Source organism: Streptomyces sp. NBC_01288, from assembly GCF_035982055.1.
In the GTDB taxonomy this organism is placed as follows: Bacteria; Actinomycetota; Actinomycetes; order Streptomycetales; family Streptomycetaceae; genus Streptomyces.
Genome location: NZ_CP108427.1, coordinates 2,434,789 through 2,451,922 on the forward strand (window position 1 = coordinate 2,434,789; position 17,134 = coordinate 2,451,922).

General features: G+C 68.5%; 15 protein-coding genes. 8 read left to right on the forward strand and 7 right to left on the reverse strand.

What is annotated here, in order from left to right; genetic code table 11:
• The 7 genes from OG194_RS10610 to OG194_RS10640 all read right to left on the reverse strand — a co-directional run bounded on the left by OG194_RS10610 (position 1) and on the right by OG194_RS10640 (position 6,639).
• Positions 1–1,335: an NtaA/DmoA family FMN-dependent monooxygenase gene (locus OG194_RS10610; RefSeq protein ID WP_327400614.1), complete on the reverse strand. Its 1,335-nt coding sequence runs from the start codon at positions 1,333–1,335 to the stop codon at positions 1–3.
• Positions 1,332–1,991: a cysteine hydrolase family protein gene (locus tag OG194_RS10615; protein ID WP_327400615.1), complete on the reverse strand. Its 660-nt coding sequence runs from the start codon at positions 1,989–1,991 to the stop codon at positions 1,332–1,334. The genes OG194_RS10610 and OG194_RS10615 overlap by 4 nt, the downstream gene beginning before the upstream one ends.
• The gene (locus tag OG194_RS10620; protein ID WP_327400616.1) at positions 1,991–3,052 is read right to left on the reverse strand and encodes an LLM class flavin-dependent oxidoreductase; all 1,062 of its coding nucleotides are present in this window, start codon (positions 3,050–3,052) and stop codon (positions 1,991–1,993) included. The genes OG194_RS10615 and OG194_RS10620 overlap by 1 nt, the downstream gene beginning before the upstream one ends.
• A 57-nt stretch (positions 3,053–3,109) precedes the next feature.
• The gene (locus tag OG194_RS10625; protein WP_327400617.1) at positions 3,110–4,219 is read right to left on the reverse strand and encodes an ABC transporter substrate-binding protein; all 1,110 of its coding nucleotides are present in this window, start codon (positions 4,217–4,219) and stop codon (positions 3,110–3,112) included.
• A 108-nt stretch (positions 4,220–4,327) separates the two neighbouring features.
• Positions 4,328–5,188 carry an ABC transporter permease gene (locus OG194_RS10630; RefSeq protein ID WP_327400618.1) on the reverse strand — a complete coding sequence of 287 codons (861 nt, stop codon included), beginning with the start codon at positions 5,186–5,188 and terminating at the stop codon, positions 4,328–4,330.
• A gap of 17 nt (positions 5,189–5,205) precedes the next feature.
• Entirely contained in the window at positions 5,206–6,033 is an 828-nt protein-coding gene (locus OG194_RS10635; RefSeq protein WP_327400619.1) for an ABC transporter ATP-binding protein, read from the reverse strand.
• 150 nt (positions 6,034–6,183) lie between these two features.
• Positions 6,184–6,639 carry a hypothetical protein gene (locus OG194_RS10640; RefSeq protein ID WP_327400620.1) on the reverse strand — a complete coding sequence of 152 codons (456 nt, stop codon included), beginning with the start codon at positions 6,637–6,639 and terminating at the stop codon, positions 6,184–6,186.
• Positions 6,640–6,684: 45 nt separating this feature from the next.
• Between OG194_RS10640 and OG194_RS10645 the strand changes: the two genes are divergently transcribed.
• The 8 genes from OG194_RS10645 to OG194_RS10680 all read left to right on the forward strand — a co-directional run bounded on the left by OG194_RS10645 (position 6,685) and on the right by OG194_RS10680 (position 17,088).
• A complete protein-coding gene (locus OG194_RS10645; protein ID WP_327400621.1) occupies positions 6,685–7,368 on the forward strand; it encodes a TetR/AcrR family transcriptional regulator in 684 nt (227 codons plus the stop codon).
• A gap of 126 nt (positions 7,369–7,494) precedes the next feature.
• Positions 7,495–8,103 carry a TIGR03086 family metal-binding protein gene (locus tag OG194_RS10650; protein WP_327400622.1) on the forward strand — a complete coding sequence of 203 codons (609 nt, stop codon included), beginning with the start codon at positions 7,495–7,497 and terminating at the stop codon, positions 8,101–8,103.
• Between the two features lie 159 nt (positions 8,104–8,262).
• A complete protein-coding gene (locus OG194_RS10655) occupies positions 8,263–9,051 on the forward strand; it encodes a DUF4142 domain-containing protein (RefSeq protein WP_327400623.1) in 789 nt (262 codons plus the stop codon).
• A gap of 171 nt (positions 9,052–9,222) precedes the next feature.
• A complete protein-coding gene (locus OG194_RS10660; protein ID WP_327400624.1) occupies positions 9,223–10,587 on the forward strand; it encodes a DUF692 domain-containing protein in 1,365 nt (454 codons plus the stop codon).
• 136 nt (positions 10,588–10,723) lie between these two features.
• Positions 10,724–11,494 carry a DUF4142 domain-containing protein gene (locus OG194_RS10665; protein WP_327400625.1) on the forward strand — a complete coding sequence of 257 codons (771 nt, stop codon included), beginning with the start codon at positions 10,724–10,726 and terminating at the stop codon, positions 11,492–11,494.
• Positions 11,495–11,622: 128 nt separating this feature from the next.
• On the forward strand, positions 11,623–12,399 hold the full coding sequence (locus tag OG194_RS10670) for a TIGR04222 domain-containing membrane protein (RefSeq protein WP_327400626.1): 777 nt from the start codon (positions 11,623–11,625) through the stop codon (positions 12,397–12,399).
• A gap of 134 nt (positions 12,400–12,533) precedes the next feature.
• Positions 12,534–14,135 (forward strand): alpha/beta hydrolase, encoded by a 1,602-nt coding sequence (locus OG194_RS10675; RefSeq protein WP_327400627.1) that lies wholly within the window; start codon positions 12,534–12,536, stop codon positions 14,133–14,135.
• A gap of 640 nt (positions 14,136–14,775) precedes the next feature.
• Positions 14,776–17,088 carry a glycoside hydrolase domain-containing protein gene (locus OG194_RS10680; RefSeq protein ID WP_327400628.1) on the forward strand — a complete coding sequence of 771 codons (2,313 nt, stop codon included), beginning with the start codon at positions 14,776–14,778 and terminating at the stop codon, positions 17,086–17,088.
• Positions 17,089–17,134: the final 46 nt, after the last annotated feature.

Genomic DNA, 17,134 nt, shown 5'->3' on the forward strand with positions numbered 1-17,134 from the left:
TCAAACTGCCAGGTTCTCGCGGAGAGTTGGCCCCTGGTACGGCGGCGCGAGCGCACCCCGGCGGCGCAGTTCGGGCAGCAGCAGTTCGCTGATCGCGGCGAATCCCGAGGGCATGGCCAGCGGGCTGGAGAACATGAAGCCGCCCCGCGATCCGGTCGCGGCGAAGGTCTCCTCCAACGCGTCGGCCACCGTGGCCGGGTCACCGACGACGCTGTGGTCCAGGCCCGTGGCCCGCCCCCGGCCGTGCTCGAAGAACTCGCTACGGCTCATGGTGTGGTCCGCGCCGAACTCCGCGACGAGAGAGCCGACGATCCCCGCGGGACTCGCGTTGGCCGCCGCCAACTCGTCGCGCAGTTCACCCAGTCGGAAGGAGACCGGAAGCGTCGAGAAGTCGTAGCCGGCGTTGTGCGAGAGGTAGGTGGCGACGGCCTCCTCGTTCCAGAACTCGTGCACCGCCTCGCAGCGTGCCGACGCCTCGGCCTTCGTGCGGCCGACGATCACCTGGGTCGCCCAGAGGATGCCCACGTGCTCCGGGTCCCGACCCTCGGCGAGGAGGGCCTCGTCGAGCAGTTTGCGGTGGCGCTGCTGGCCGGCGAGGTTGCCGCCGAAGCCGAAGACCAGGTCGGCGAAGCGGGCCGAAGCGGCAATGCCCCGGGGCGAGTTGCCCGCCTGGACGATGAGCGGGTGGTACTGCGGGCCGGGCACGGACGCGAGCGGTCCCTTGACGGTGAAGAAGCGCCCCTCGTGGTCGATGGGGTGGACCTTCTCGGGGTCCGCGAACCGGCCCGTGCTCCGGTCGCGGACGATGGCGTCCGGCGCCACGGAGTCCCACAACGCCCGGCAGACGTCTACGAATTCCTCCATCCGCTCGTAGCGCAGGTCGTGGTCCATCAGCTCGGCGAACCCGTAGTTGGCCGCGTCGGCGCCGCGCGTGGAGGCGACCACGTTGAAGGCGATCCGGCCGCCGGTCACATGGTCGAGCGAGTTCAACAGCCGTGCGACGTAGAAGGGATGCATGAAGGTCGAGGAGTACGTCAGCCCGAAGCCGACCTTCTCCGTCACCGTGGACATCGCGGCGATGACCGGCGCCATGTCGTGGCGCGGCCACTGGATGCCCCACTCCACCGCCGGTGCGATGCTCCCCCGCCAGGTGCTGGGGATGCCGCTGCCGTCACCGAAGAACAGCAGCCCCACACCCGCGCGTTCGGCGCTCTGCGCCAGCTCCATGAACATCCGGACGTCCGGGAAGTCCCGCCCGATCCAGGAGCCTTCTCGCGCCCAGGCGCCCTCGGTGTGAGTGAAGGAGAGGTCGTAGCCGATGTGCATTCCGGTCATCGCGCGGCCTTCTTCCACAGCTCGGCCACTTCGTCGGCGTCGCTCAACACGGCCACGTTCAGACCCAGTTGGAACAGGGCGGCGGCATTGACGTGGTGGTCGTAGGCGGTCGTCGTGTCCTGCGGTACGACGACGGGCCAGTCGAGTTGGACGGCGTCCTGCGCGGTGGCGTACACGCAGCACTCGCTCGTCAGGCCGACGACGGTGAGCCAGTCATGGCCGGCGGCGCGCAACCGCGCGTCGAGATCGGTACCGAGGAAACCGCTGTAGCCGCGCTTGACGACCCGCAACTCCCCTTCCTCCGGCTGCATTTGATACCACTCGGCGCCGACCGTCCCCACCCGGCACGGCTCGTCCGGGCTCATGGGAGCGTCGTAGTCGCCCTCGCGCAGCCAGTTGCTGGACCGCCACGGCCGTGCCGGGGCACTGCCCAACTCGACCCAGACGACCGGTACTTCGGTGGCACGCGCGGCGTCGACGAGCTCGGCGATACGGGTGACCGTCCGGTCGAGGGTCGCCAGCGCCGCCTCCGTCAGGCCGTACGCCCCGAGCCGCTCCGGATCGGCGAAGTCGCGCTGTACGTCGACCACCACGAGCGCGGGCCTGCTGAACGGCCTGGCGAGTTGGGCGAGTTGTCTGTCCCGCAGGTCGGACATCAGGCCGCCACCTCGTCACGGGCGCGCAGCTCGGGCAGCACGGTCTCCCCGAACAGCAGCATGTCCTCGTCGTACTCCGGGAAGATCAGCATGAGTCCGTCGAGGTCGGCCTCCCGCACGATGTACTCGATGTGCTCGGTGACGGTGCGGGCCGAACCGGCGACGTACGGCGTCTGGAAGGCCGCCTCCCCGTTGGCGCCGTCGGCCCACGCGCGGGCCTGGTCCGCGGGCACGCCCCAGGTGTGCCGCATATGGGCGAGCGCCTCACGGTCGACGCCGACGCCCCACTCCTTCACCTTCTTGACGGCCAGTTCGTCGGTGTCGTCCTGGACGACGGTGAGCATCGAATACGTCTTGCAGACACGGCCGTTGGCCTTCGCCCGCGCATGCACGTCGGCCGAGAGCGACCGCATGTCGTCGAGGCTGTCGGCGGCGAGAAAGGCACCGTCGGCGTACCGCGCCTGAAACCGGCGCGCGTCCTCGGACCGCCCCGCGCTGATGAGGGTCGGCCGGGTCGCCGGATGCGGACGCGACTCACAGTCGACGAGGTCGAAATACGGAGTGCGCAGGGTGACCGAGTCCTCGGTCCACAACCGCGTGACCGCCTCCGTCCACAGCTCCGTCATCCGGTAACGGTCCTCGTGACTCAACTCCGGGTCCCAGTCCCCGAATTGCTCGAACTCCCCCGCGTACGACCCGTTCACGATGTTCATCCCGGCCCGCCCGCCGGAGATGTCCTGGAGCGTGGTGAGCATCTTCGCCGCGACAGCGGGATTGTGAATATTGGCGTGCAGAGTCGCCCAGATCTTGACCCGGCTGGTCGCCTCGGCGAGCGCCGCCATCATCGTCATCGACTCCAACGAACGGCCCCAGTGGTCCGTACTCCCGCCGAAACCACGCCACTTGGCCATCGACATCACGAAGTCGAGCCCGATGCTCTCCGCGTGCACGGCGGCACGCTTGTTGTACGCGTAGGTCGCCTCGGGATGCGGCGCGGTGGTGGACAGCATCCAGCCGCCGTTCCCGATGGGAAGGAAGATTCCATATTCTTTCGCGGGCACGTCACGGACCTTTCTACGGCTCTGCTTTTTCTACGGCTCTGCGGGTCTCTTGCGTTCTTACGGCGCGGGCCAGACGAGCTTGTCGCCGCTGTAGATGTCCTTGACGAAGGAGGTGTCGAACCACCCCGTGGCCTTGGCGGCGGTCACACCGCTCGGCACGATCTTGAACTGGTGCAGCATGGCGACGAGTTGGGTGACGTTGTCGGGGTCGATGCCGCCCAGCGGCTGTCCGGGCGTCGGGTTCTCCTTGACGACCTGCGTCTCGGTCTTCCAGATCGTCGCGTTCAGCTTCTTGTCGTAGGTCGGGCCGGACAACTTGGCCGCGTAGCCGACGCATTCGCTGATGTGCGCCTCGCCGGCGGAGCAGTACGCGTACGCGTGCAGCGCGGCCCGCAACATGTCCTCGACAGCGTGCGGATGCGCCTTGGCGAACGCCGGGTTGACCGCCATCGCCCCGATCGAACTCGGGATCTTGTAGTCGACCGGCTTCCACACAGTGACGTCCTTGCCGGCCGCCTTCAGCTGGTTGGGCTCGTTGGAGACGAACCCGGTGAGCGCTTCAAGACCGCCCTGCTTACGCGGCAGCACCGAGGGGTCGTAGCCCTCCTTGACCAGCTTGAGCGAGTCCCACTTGACCCCGGCCTTGACCAGCATCGCCTCCACCGTGGCGGGCACATACCCCTTGTGCCCGACGACCTTCCCGTCCAGCTGGGTCAGATCGGTGATGTCCTTGTTCGTCATCAGAATGTCGAGCCCGGCATTCGAGTACGAGGAAATCCCCTTGATATCAATCCCGTTGGCCTGCGCCTGGATCAGATCCTGCTCGGAGATCGCGGACACGGTCGCCTGTCCCCCGGCGAGCAGCTTGGTGTTCTGCGCGGTGTCGCCACTGCCCGGCTTGAGGTCGACGGTGAGGCAAAGGTCCTTGAAGTAGCCGAGCTTGGCGGCCGCGATGTATTCGAGGATCGAGACGGAGGACTGGAACTGGTACCCGGAAAGATACGTGATCTTCCCGGCGGCTTTGTTCTCAGCACACCGCTTGGCGGAAATCGCGGACCCGGCCGAGCCGGCGGAGGTGCTGTCGTCAGACCCGGAGCCACATCCGGCGACTCCGAGGGCCAACACGGCGGCGACGAGGGCAGATCTGGTGAGGCGACAACGAGGCATGGGTGACTCCAAACTGGCTGTATGCCGGTGAGTTGAGCGCCCCGAAAGGGGCGCGGGGAACTGCGCGACCAGCCCCCACCGGCCCGCAGATAACCACTGTGCTGTCAGTCAGTCGTGCGTGCTGTCGTGCCAATGCAGCACACGCCGCTCAACAAGCGTGACCGCCAGCAACAGCAACACGCCCATCACCGCAAGCACGAGGATCGAGGCGTAAACAACGGGGAGTTGATTCATAGAGGAGGCCACACTGATCGCAGTGCCAAGACCCCCCGTAGACCCGGACGCCGACATCTCGGCAACCACCGCCCCGATGATCGACAGCGGAAAGACGATCCGCAGCGCGGCGAAGAGATACGGCAAGGCATTGGGAATGCGCACGTGCCACAGCAACTCGACCCGGCTCGCATCCATCGTCCGATACACCTGCAACACCTGCTGCGGCACAGACCGCAACCCCGTAGCCGTGTTGATGAGAATCGGAAAGAAACAGATCAGCCCGGTGATGATCAGCTTCGGCATGGCCCCGAACCCGAAAGCCACAACAAGGGCCGGTGCGACGGCCACCAGCGGCGTGACATTGAGGACGACAGCGATCGGCATCACCGCCCGCCGCACCAACGGAAGTTCACTCGTCAGCACCGCAAGGACGAACGCCCCGACGAACCCCATCCCCAGCCCGGCCGTAGCCTCACCAAGGGTCACAAGCGCGTTGTGGACGTAGTAGCCGAGTTCACCAGAAAGCGAACTACCCACATCCGACAACGGCGGCAACAGATAAGGAAGTTGCTCAGCCCCCCAGTGCCAGAGCCCGCCAAGCAGCACCAGCATCACGACAAGCGGCAACCACACGGCCGGCCGGATCCACCCGATCCGCGACCGCGGGTGCTTCAGACTGAACCGGGACGGTTCGACAGGCGGCGGCGGTGTCTTCGTCACCGGAGCGGTGGTGCGTTCGTCGGCAACGGTCATGTCCCTCACGCCCCCACTCACGCGGCTTCGCTGTTCCACGCGCGCCGCAGCCGCTCTCGCACCAGATCCTCGTACTCGTGGAACCGCCGTTCCCCGAAGAGCCGTTCACCGCGCGGCCGAGGCAGGTCGACGTCGATGCTCTCGACGATCCGGCCGGGGTTCGGCGCCATGACGACGACGGTGTCGGAAAGCCGTACGGCCTCGGAGACGGAGTGGGTGACGAACAGGACGGTCGTCCTCAACTCCTCCCACAGGTCGAGGAGTTGGTCCTGAAGGCTCTCGCGGGTGAACTCGTCGAGCGCCGAGAAGGGTTCGTCCATAACGAGCACGTCGGGTCGCAGGCCGAACGCCCGCACGATCGCGGCGCGTTGGCGCATGCCTCCGGACAACTGGGCGGGAAGTTTGTGCAGGGCGTCGCCGAGACCGGCCTTGACGAGGAGTTCCTTCATGTCGGGGACGGCCGCGGCCTGCCGCTCGGCGAAGTCGGCGATGCGCTCGCGCCGCTTGCCCGCACCCCGGTTGATCTTCTGCGGCAGCGTGACGTTGCGCAGGACGGACAGCCACGGCAGCAGCGCGGGGCTCTGCGGCACAAGGCCGATCATCTTGGCCGCGCAGGCATCCGCCGGTGTCACCCCGTGCACCGACACCTCGCCGAGGTCGGGCTGTTCGAGGCCCGCGACGAGGCGCAGCAGGGTGGACTTTCCGCAGCCGCTGGGGCCGATGAGACTGACGAAACGGCCCGACGGCACCGTGAGGTGGACGTCGTCGAGTGCCGTGGTCGCGGCGGACCCGAAGCCGTAGACCCGTCGTACCGACCGCAGTTCGAGTGCTGGCGTACCAGTCACCTTCACGCTCCCATCCATGTCGCGGGCACAAGTGCCCGATCCTGGAAGTCGGAGAGCGTGCGTAGCGAGTGCGACTGACTGCCACGCGGAAATCCGCTTAGGTGCCCCCGACCGTAGGAAGATTGTGTTTCGGGACAGCGCAGTTGACTGTTACGGGCGTTTTACGTCTGACCGCGACGGGAGGTGCAGCGGAGCGACCGCGCTGCCGTCGAAGACCTGGATCTCGATCCCGAGGTCCGTCGCGGCCCGCGCCACCCAGCCGCCGAGGGCCTGCACGATCAGCTCGGTGACCAGCAGGACCGCGCGCTCGGCGGTCGGTACGGACTCCCGCAGCCAGAGCAGTTTGAACATGTCCGCCATGACCTTGTTGCGGTAGGCGGGCTTGTACGCACCCTGGTTGCCGACGAGTTGGACGAGTACGCGGCAGCCCACGTCGATCCCCTCGACCTCGACCCGGCTGCCGTCGGGCAGCATGAGCGGCTTCGGGCGCAGCGGCGTGCCGAGGCGGTCGCCGAGCGCGAGCAGCATGCGGCGCTCGACGGAACCCTCGGCGAACCGGCTCCACTCGGTGGGGGCGTCCAGGACGATCAGGTGCACACGCCGCATCCTAGGAAGGGTCCGTTTCCCCCGTGTTGCTTAGGGTGGACCACCATGAGAGCAGGCGGAGCGACCAGGACACCTGACGAGGACGCGGGTACGACACGGCTCGACGGCCGGGTCGAGCGGGGCAACCGCACCCGGCGACTCGTCCTGCGCCGCACCGTCGACATCGCCTCCGTCGAGGGTCTGGAGGCCCTGACCGTCGGCCGGTTGGCCACCGAGCTGCAACTCAGCAAGAGCGGGGTGTTCGCGCTCTTCGGCTCCAAGCAGGAACTCCAACTGGCCACCGTGCGCGAGGCCGCCCGCATCTACACCGAGAAGGTCATCCGGCCCGCCACCGAACTCCCGCCCGGCATAGGCCGGTTGTGGCGGCTGTGCGAGCTGTGGCTGGAGTACTCGCGGGGGCGGGTCTTCCCCGGCGGCTGCTTCTTCTACGAGGTCGTCGCCGAGTTCGACGCCCGCTCCGGGCCGGTGCACGACGCGGTGGTCCGCGCCCAGCGGGACTGGACGGCCCTCGTGGAGCGGACGGCCGCCGAGGCCCGGGACTCGGGCGAGCTGCGCGCCGACACGGACATACCCCAACTCGCCTTCGAGATCGTCGCGTTGATGGAGACGGCCAACGTGGTCTCCGTACTGCACGACGAGGAGACCGCGTACCGCCGGGCTCGCATCGGCATAGCGGCCCGACTGCGGGGCGCGGCCACGGACCCTTCGACGGCTCCTCAAGTCCCCTGACATACAAGCGATATACCAGCGATGTGCAAGGCATTTCGCCTCCCTGCGCACAGCGTTTTCCCCCTCTCCTCACTTCGGCCGAAAACAAGTAGCACGACCGTTCGCCCAGTTTTAGGCTCAAGCCCCATGACAGCCACCGGAACGGACATCGTCGAGCTCGACCGGATCGCCGTGTACGAGGCCCTGCGCGTAGTGGAGTTGGCACAGGAGGAGGACTGGCAGCGGGACACGCCCTGCGCGGGGTGGGACCTGCGGCGACTGGTGGCGCACATGGCCGCGCAGCATCACGGGTTCGCCGCCGCCGCACGCGGGGCGGGCCGGGACAGGGCGTACTGGCGGGAGCCGGAGGACATGAGCGAGCCGGCCCGGACGCATCGCGCGGCGGCCACCGCCGTCCTCGCCGCGTTCGCCGAACCGGGCGCCACAGAGCGGGAGTTCGCGCTTCCCGAGCTGGGCGCGAGCTTCCCCGGGCGGACAGCGATCGGCTTCCACTTCATCGACTACGTCGCCCACGCCTGGGATGTCGCCGCTGCCCTCGGCACCGAACTCGACCTGTCGGACGACGTGTTGGACATCGCGCTGGTGGTGGCCCGACTGGTGCCCACCGAACCGGCCGTACGCGGACCGGAGTTCGCCTTCGCCCCGCCGCTCGACGTACCGCCGGAGGCCGGCCCGCTCGACGAGACGCTACGGCTGCTCGGCCGGACGCCGGAGCACTGGCCGACGAAGAACTAACGGCAGGACCGGCGAAGGGCCGCTGAACTCGCTTCCTTTGCCTGCCCTTTGAGTAAAGCTGCCCTCCCTTTGAACAAGGAAACCGCTCCGCGCGTACCTCCTGGCACTGGCCACGCGTCAACTTCTCCAACGACCAGTTGGTTCCCCCGGGAGGCTCCCTTGCGTCGTATCAACGGTACGGCTGTGTTCATCGCCACCATTTTCGCCACCACGGGCGCGCTCGTCTTTCCCGTGTGGTCGTACGCCGACCGGGCGGGGACAGGGCAGGCGAACGTGGCGGCGGGCACCGTGAACACCGAGTGGGGGCCGTTGACGGCCGCCGACCGGGATCTGATCGTGCGGGTGCGGCTGGCCGGGCTGTGGGAGCTGCCGGCCGGGCAGCAGGCGATCGAGCGGGCGCCCAGCCAGGTGATCAAGGAGGCCGGGGACCATCTCATCGTCGGCCACACCGACCTCGACAAGCGGGTGCGGATCATCGCGGCCCAGCTCGGGGTCGCGCTGCCGAACGTGCCGAACGAGCAACAGCAGGGCTGGCTGCGGGAGATGAGCGCGGCGACCGGCGCCGAGTACGAGTACAAGTTCGCCAACCTGCTGCGGGCCGCGCACGGCAAGATCTTCCCGGCCATCGGCGCCGTACGGAACACCACCCGGAACACACTCGTACGGCAGCTGGCCTCGGACGCCAACCAGACCGTGCTCGACCACATCACGATCCTGGAGAAGACCGGGCGGGTCGACTTCGACGCCATCGCCAACTCGATCGCCAACACCTCGACCGCCAGCCCGACCGGCCCCGCGGCGCCGGTGCCCGGCCAGGTGGCGCCCTCGGCCCCCGTCGCCGAGGCGAGCCCGAACATCCGGACCACCTCCCGGCCGTCCCCGGCCGCACCGGGCACGGTCAACACCGTCCGACCGGATCCGGTCGACTCGAACGGCGTGCTGGGTTAGGGCTCTCCCGGCCGTCCGGGTCCCGGCCCCGAAGTCTTGGCCCCGAACCTCAAATGTTGCTCTGAAAGTGACGCGGCCGAGGTTCGGGGCCTTGCCCATGGGCGATACCCCCGTCACGCCGAACAGCGGACCTGTGGAGTTCATGGCCTGCACGGAGAACGGGGACGGACGATGGAGCGACTGGGAACGGGCATCGGCTGGCGGCCGGAGATCGCCGACGCAGTGGAGCGCATGCCGGGCATCGACTGGGTCGAGGCCGTGGCCGAGAACGTCTGCCCCGGCCACCTCCCCGAATCCCTCCTACGGCTGCGCGAGCGCGGCGTGACCGTGATCCCGCACGGCGTCTCCCTCGGCCTCGGCGGCGCCGACCGTCCCGACGAGTGCAGGCTGACGGCACTCGCCGAGCGGGCCGAGGCGCTGGGCGCACCGCTGGTCACGGAGCACATCGCGTTCGTCCGCGCGGGCGGCCCCCTGACCGCCTCCCCGCTCCTGGAAGCCGGCCACCTGCTGCCCGTCCCGCGCACCCGGGACGCCCTCGACGTGCTCTGCGAGAACATCCGCATCGCCCAGGCCGCACTGCCAGTACCCCTCGCCGTCGAGAACATCGCCGCGCTGCTCGCCTGGCCGGGCGATGAGATGACCGAGGGCCAGTTCCTCTACGAACTGGCCGACCGCACCGGCGTACGGCTGCTCATCGACGTCGCCAACCTGCACACCAACCACGTCAACCGCGGCGAGGACCCGGCAAAGGCCCTCGCCGAACTCCCCGTCGAGGCCATCGCGTACGTCCACGTCGCGGGCGGCGTCGAACGCGACGGCGTCTGGCACGACACCCACGCCCACCCGGTCCCCGCACCGGTCCTCGCCATCCTGACCGACCTGGCGTCCCGCGTCTCCCCGCCCGGGGTGCTGCTGGAGCGGGACGACAACTTCCCCGAACCGGCTGTGCTGGAGCGGGAGTTGGAGGCCATTCAGGGGGCGCTGACCAAGGGGTGGGCACGGTCGGCCGCGAGCAGGGTGCCCGCCCGGGAAGCGAAGGCGGTACCCGCGCTTCAGACCACCACCACCGCCGCCGCTCCGTTCGCCCCTCCCGCTCCCCCGGCCGCACCACAGTCCTCCGGCTGTGCCCGCCAACGCCTCGCCCTCGCCCAGACCGCCCTCCTCTCCGCCCTGGTCGCCGGCACTCCCGTCCCCGACGGGTTCGACCGGGTACGGCTCGGTGTGCAGGCACGGGCGCTCGGGGTGAAGCGGGCGGATGTCGTGGCGAAGGTGGCTCCCGAACTGCCGTTGATCCTCGGGGACTTGTACCGGGCGGCCTTCCTCGCGTACGCGCACTCGCACCCGATGACCGGCGGTTACCGGCGTGACGCGCTGGACTTCGCCGGGCAGTTGCTGCTGGCGGGCGGGCCCGAGGACGCGGAGGTGCGGCGGGAGTTGCGGGAGTGGTGGCTGGAGCGGTCGGGGCCGGCCCCGCGTTCGACGCGGCCCACGGTCCGGCTCGCCCGTGCCACCCGGCGGGTGCTGCTGCGCCGTTGAGGGGTCGGGGCGGGACTGACGTGGGGCTTTGGTGGGGCCTTGGAAGCTGACAGTGACCCCACAGTAATATTGCGGTTCCGCACGAGAAGCGCACGAAAAGCACACTCCCGTGCGGTGCCGTGACAGGAGGCACCCCATGCGACCGCGCCCCCCCGTGAAGGGCCGAGGCATATTCAGTGGCACCGGCGTCATCGTCATGGGCCTGACCGCGACGCTGGCCGCGCTGGTCTTCCCCGTCTGGTCCTACGCCGACCGGTCCGGGACGACCGGCGCCAATGTGCTCAGCGCCCAGACGGTGACCACGCAGTACGGGCCGTTGTCCGCCCTGGACCGGGACTTCGTCACGAAGGTCCGGCTGGCCGGGCTGTGGGAGCTGCCGGCCGGCCGGCAGGCCGAGGAGAAGGGCACGACCGCGGCCGTACGGACGGCGGGGCAGCACCTCATCGACGGGCACACGTTCCTGGACGAGCGGGTGCGTGACGTGGCCGCCCGGCTCGGGCTGCCGCTGCCGAACCAGCCCAACGTGCAGCAACAACAGTGGCTCGCCACCCTCAACGCGGCGCAGGGCGTGGACTTCGACCGCAAGTTCGCCAACATCCTGCGCCTGGCGCACGGCAGGGTGTTCACGGTGGTCGCACAGGTCCGTGCCACCACCCAGAACTCCCTGGTCCGGGCGCTCGCCGACGACGCCAACACGACCGTCCTGGACCACATCAAGGTCCTGGAGGCCACCGGGTACGTCGACTTCGCGACGCTGGCCCGGGACATGGCGGCGTCGAGTTTACCCGTACCCAGCGTCTCCGCAGCGGCCGACCCCGGCCAGGTGGTCCCGCTGGCCCCGTCGGTCTCCCCGACCTACACGCTCCCGCCGGCCGCCTCCGCCCCACCGCCGTCGGGCCGGCCGTAGAACCGTCCCGGACGTGGGTCGTCCGTGGTTCGTTTCCGGACATTCGGAACGTCACATACCGACAACGCTCCGTCCGGATTGTGAACAAGGCATGGCGTCGCACTGGGCCTTTGGCATAGAAACTTGGCATGTTCTGGGTCCTCCTCCTGCTCCTGGCCTGGGCCGTCGCCGGCACGGCGTGCACGCGGCTGTGCCTGGCCGCCGTCAGAGCGGCGGCCGTCGACACGGACGACACGGGCACGGGACACGATCTGACGCTCTACGAGGCGGCGTTCCTCTCCGGCGGTCCCGCGCGGGTCGCCGATCTGACGCTGGTCTCCATGGCGCGGCAGCACCGGCTGCTGCTCGCGCACACCGGCTGGGCGACCGTCGTCGACCCGCGCGGCCGGGACGCCATCGAGCGGTCGGTGATAGGCGCGATCGGGCCCGAGGGGCAGTCCAGGATCGGCCCGGTGCGGGCCACCGCGGCGGCCACGGACGCGGTGCATGAGGTCGCGGTCCGGCTCGTCGACGCGGGCCTGGCCGTACCGGACGGCAGCACGACGACCGTCGCGTCCGGGGTACGGCAGGTGCGGGCGGCCGCGCTCGTCGTGCTCGTGCTGGGCGCGACCGCGCTGCTGACGCCGGGGGCCGAGATGCCGCGGGGGCTGGTCGCGCTCTGGTTCGGGCTGCCGCTGGCCCTCACACTGAGCTGTCTGGCCATCGCGCGGGTCGAGGTGCACCCGTACTCGCGCTGGGCCTCCCCGGCCGGTCAGCGGCTGCTGGGCACGCTGGCCCGGCACGCGGGCAGCGGGGACGACCGTACGTATCTGACGTCCGTCGCCGTACGCGGCATCCGCGCGGTCGGCGAACCGGATCTGCGGGCGGCCTTCGCGCACCGCGAGCAGTACGAATGGCGCCGCTGACCACAGCGTGAAGGCGCTCCCCGGGGGCGCACAGGGGTCATTGGGGCCGACACCGCCCGATGGTGCTTGCCTTCGCCGACAGCCGAACGAAACTTCCCTTTTGTTGCTGCCGTGCTCCGAAGGGATACCCCACCATGCGAGCCGCCGCCCTGTACTCGGCCGCCGGGTCCTTGCTCCTCACCACCCTCGCCGCCGCCCCGGCCACCGGTACCCCCGGCGTTCCCGGCGTCCGGGCCGCCGAACTCACCGGCACCGCGCTGGCCGCCGCGCACGCCCGGGCGGCGGGCATCGCCTTCGGGAAGTGCCCCGACGCGCAGGACCTGCCCGGCGTCATGGAGTGCGGCACGGTCTCCGTCCCGCTCGACTACGCGCACCCCGACGGCAAACAGATCAAGCTGACCGTCAGCCGCGCCCGGGCCACCCACAAGGACCCGCACAACAGCAAGCGCAGAGTGCCCGGCCAGGGCTCCCTGGTCTACAACCCCGGCGGCCCCGGCGCCTCCGGCCTCTACTTCCCGCTGATCGGCATGCTCCCCGAGTGGAAGCGCATCGCGTCGGCCTACGACCTCGTCGGCTACGCCCCGCGCGGTGTCGACAAGTCGGCGCCGCTGTCCTGCGAGGACCCCAAGCACTTCTTCAAGGCGCCCTCGCAGTCGCCGACGTACCCCTCGGAGTCGTACAAGAAGGAGCGCATCGCGGAGGCCAAGAGCTACGCGCGCGGCTGCGCCAAACGCTCCGGCAGCAAGCTCCGCTTCTACAACTCCCTGAACAACGCCCGCGACCTGGACGTCCTGCGCGCCGCGCTCGGCGAGGACAGACTGACGTTCATGGGCGCGTCCTACGGGACCTACTTCGGGGCGCTGTACGCGACGCTGTTCCCCTCGCACGTACGGCGGATGGTGTTCGACTCGGCGGTGAACCCGGACCCCGAGCAGATCTGGTACCGCAACAACCTCGACCAGTCGGCCGCGTTCGAGGGCCGCTGGACGGACTTCCGCGAGTGGATCGCCGAGCACGACGACGTCTACGGCCTCGGCGACACGGCGGAGAAGGTGCTCGGCAACTACCGCAAGGCCGAGGCACGGCTCGCCGAGAAGCCCGCGGGCGGCAAGGTGGGGCCGGCGCAGTTGCAGGGCGCGATCCTGTCCGCCGGGTACTACGACGACTACTGGCCGCACAGTGCCGCCGCGCTGTCGTCGTACCTGAAGGGCGACCCGAAGCAGTTGATCCAGCAGGCCGGGCCGACGCCGGGGGCGGCCGTCGAGGCGGAGAACGGGAACGCGGTGTACACGGCCGTCGAGTGCAACGACGCGCCCTGGCCGACCGAGTGGAGTGTCTGGGACCGGGACAACACGCGGCTCGCGCGCGAGGCGCCGTTCGAGACGTGGGACAACGTGTGGATGAATCTGCCGTGCGCGTACTGGCCCGCGCCGCGTCAGCAGCCCCTTGATGTGCGGACCGGGCCTGGTGAGTTGCCGCCGGTGCTCATCCTTGCTGCCGAGCGGGATGCGGCTACGCCGTATGACGGGGCGCTTGAGTTGCAACGGCGGTTGTCCGACTCGGTGTTGGTGACCGAGCGGGATGCCGGGACTCATGGGATCGCGGGTGGGGCCAACAAGTGCGTCAACGGGTATGTGGACGCGTACCTGTTGGAGGGGCGGCTGCCTGAGCGGCGGGCGGCTTGCGCGCCGCACCAGGAACCGAAGCCGAGCGCTCCGGAGCGAGGGCGTCGCTGACTGCGGGCCGCCGGGGCACGGCGTCGGCGGAGGTGGCGTTGCCGACGTGGTGCAGGGCCTCGATCTTCCCCTGGTCCCAGACGAGTTGGGCGAGCAGAGCCCGGGAGAGGACCCTGCGCGGCGGTCACGCTGGTGTCGGCCCAGCCCGGGCTCCGGCCGGCCGAGGAACTCCCTCCATGACCGCGGAAGCCCTACCTGCACGCCGCCAGCCCCGCCGAACAGCGAGATCCAGAAATGCATGAAAACGCATATCTGTCACTTTTCCACTTCACTCATCATTGAAGGAAAGAAGCAATCAGACCCTTGACAGCCTTCTCGCGCAAATAAGATGATGTTGCCTACACAGAAGATTCCAAGAAACATCACACAGGGAATACACAGAATCAAGAGCGCGGCGCTTGCGTGAAATTGCATGTTGAGTGTGTAAAGAATTTCCAATCTGTCGGCAAATTCCCCCCTCGGCACGCCGACGCAGGCAAAACGGTCTACGACATCGCCTCTTCTGCCTTCCCCGTGTTCCATTCCGCCTCGCCCTGACGCTTTTCCTTTTCCCGGGGTCCCGTCCGCCTGCCCTCCTGCCGCCATCGTGCGGCCGGGCCGATCGCCGGGCCCGTCGCTCCCGTGCGAAAGAAGAGGCTCCATGGACCAGAAAGTTCTCGAAGCGCAGCAATGGGTGAACGCGACCTACGGCAGCCTGTCCGGTTATGTCGCCTGCCCAGAGGACGGCAACACCGGCTGGTCCACCATGTACTCGCTGACCATGGGGCTCCAGCACGAGCTGGGCATCACGACACCGTCCGCCAACTTCGGGCCGACCACCCTGGCCGATCTGGCCCTGCACGGCGACATCGGAACGTCCGAGACCAACAAGAACCTGGTCGACATCGTCCAGTACGGCCTGTTCTGCAAGGGCTACTGGGGCGGCGACGGAGACGGCGTGTACGGCACGCTCACTTCCGAGAGTGTCCAGGACCTCAAGTCGGACGCCGGCCTGGACGGGGACGGATCCATACAGCCGAAAGTGTTCAAGGCGCTCCTCACCATGGACGCCTACGTACTCCTCTCCGGCGGATCGAACACCGTCCGGAGCATCCAACAGTGGCTGAACGGCAGGTACTTCGCGAACCGCGACAACTTCTACCTGATTCCTTGCGACGGGCACTTCTCAAGGGGTGTCCAGACCGCACTCATGCAGGCCATCCAGTACGAGCTGGGCGTCCCGACCGACTCCGCCACCGGCAACTTCGGCCCGAGCACTCAGGCCGGACTGGCCGCCACACCCCTGTCGGACGGATCGACGGGGGTGTTCGTCCAGCTCTTCTCCGCGGCCATGGTGTGCAACGGCGCCAGCTCCGACTTCACCAGCTCCTTCGACTCCGACCTGGCGAAGGACGTCCGCGCCTTCCAGCAGTTCTCCGGTCTCGACCAGAGCGGGGGAGCCGACTACGAAACCTGGTGCCAGCTCCTCGTTTCCATGGGCGACGCCGACCGGCCGGGAACCGCCTGCGACTGCATCACCACGATCACCGACGATCGCGCCACGGCACTGAAGGCCGCCGGGTACACCATCGTCGGGCGTTATCTCGACGAGAGACCCTCGGACCATTACCTGAACAAAAGAATACAGCCCGGCGAACTGGACACCATATTCCGGAACGGAATGCGGGTGTTCCCGATATCGCAGTACAACGGCGGCTCCGCCGGCTATTTCACCTACCCACAGGGGTACACCGACGCGCTGGGGGCCCATACGGCGGCTGTCGGCTACGGATTCGACCCCGGCACCGTCATCTATTTCTCCGTCGACTTCGACGCCACCGACGACGACATATCCAACCATGTCATCGACTACTTCCTCGGGGTCTCCAGCGGCCTGGCATCGCAGGGAAAGCGTTACATCTACGGGGTCTACGGCTCCCGCAATGTCTGCTCCCGGGTGACCGACGAGGCATACGCGGCGCACTCGTTCGTCTCTGGAATGTCCTGGGGATACTCCGGGAACCTGGGCTACCCGTTGCCGGCCAACTGGGCCTTCAACCAGATCCAGACGCTCTCCACCGGCTCAGGCACGGGGGCGATCAGCATCGACAAGGACGTACACCGGACAGGCTCCGACAGTGGGGTCAACAAGGTCAACTCGCCCGACAGCCCGCTCGACTCCTATCTGCAGTACATCTCCGACCTCTACCAGACGGCCGTCGCCTGGGGCCAGGGAGATCCGAACATCCGGGTCCTGGAGTATCTGCGGTACCCGAACTACACGGGGGTGTTCAGCGGCTGGACGCAGATCCTTTCGGACCCCGACGACGGCTGGATCGCCTACGCCGACGCGAACGGCCCAGCGCGGGTGACCAGTTACACGGATCCGGTGGCGGGCATCTCCATCAAGGTGCCCCACTTCGGGGCCACCGCGAACGGCGTCGCCGTGCGGGGTCAGGGCTCCGGCTCCAGCACCAATCTCGGCGACTTCGCCGGCTGGGGCGGTGACCTCAGCACCTTCTACGGGGAGTGGCGGAAGAACTCCGACACCACTGCGTCGGGCTACACCTACTGCATGGACCACCTGGCGAAGATCAACGCGTCGTCGACCTTCATGATGGACGACCTGATCGAGGACGCGGACGGTTACCTCATCGGCATGCAGCTCAGCGACGGAAGCGGGACCACTGTCGTGGACGCCGTCACGAATATGCTGCGGGGCGGGGGCGCTCTCAGCAGGTTCCGGCGCTTCTTCGACGCGCGCTACGGCGGCAACGGCAGCACCGTCTACGACACCGCGATGGACATGCTCACCAACCCCGGGGTCGTGGCCGACCTGCGGATCGCCGCCGTCATCAAGCTGGGTGGAGCACTCACTCTCCAGCCCGCCATGCTCCCCGACGACCTCCTCGACCCGTTCGTGCAGGGCTACGTGGACACCCTGGTCGCGATCGTGGGCCAGGAGAACGACTGATCCGACCGGTCCGATCGCCGGACCGTACCCGCCGGAAAATGGAACG